The organism is Flavihumibacter cheonanensis, from assembly GCF_022352215.1.
Taxonomy (GTDB): domain Bacteria; phylum Bacteroidota; class Bacteroidia; order Chitinophagales; family Chitinophagaceae; genus Flavihumibacter; species Flavihumibacter cheonanensis.
In genome coordinates, this window is sequence record NZ_JAKRWF010000045.1 from 1 (window position 1) to 292 (window position 292).

1 pseudogene is annotated in these 292 nt (G+C 67.1%); it reads left to right on the forward strand.

Going from position 1 to position 292, the window contains the following annotated elements:
- Positions 1 to 292 (forward strand): annotated as a pseudogene (locus tag MD536_RS21060) (aminomethyl-transferring glycine dehydrogenase); the annotation flags it as partial.

The window sequence follows — 292 nt, forward strand, 5'->3', positions numbered from 1 at the left end:
GCTGGGGCGCCAGGGGCGTGGACATCGTCTGCGGCGACGGCCAGCCGCTCGGCGTGCCGATGTCCTCGGGCGGGCCGTACTTCGGTTTCCTGGCCTGCAAGAAGGACATCGTGCGCAACATGCCCGGCCGCATCGTCGGGCGCACCAACGACCTGGACGGACGCATCGGCTACACGCTGACCCTGCAGGCGCGCGAGCAACACATCCGTCGCGCGAAGGCGACGTCGAACATCTGTACCAACCAGGGCTTGCTGGTTACCGCTGCCACCATCTACATGGCAATCACCGGTCC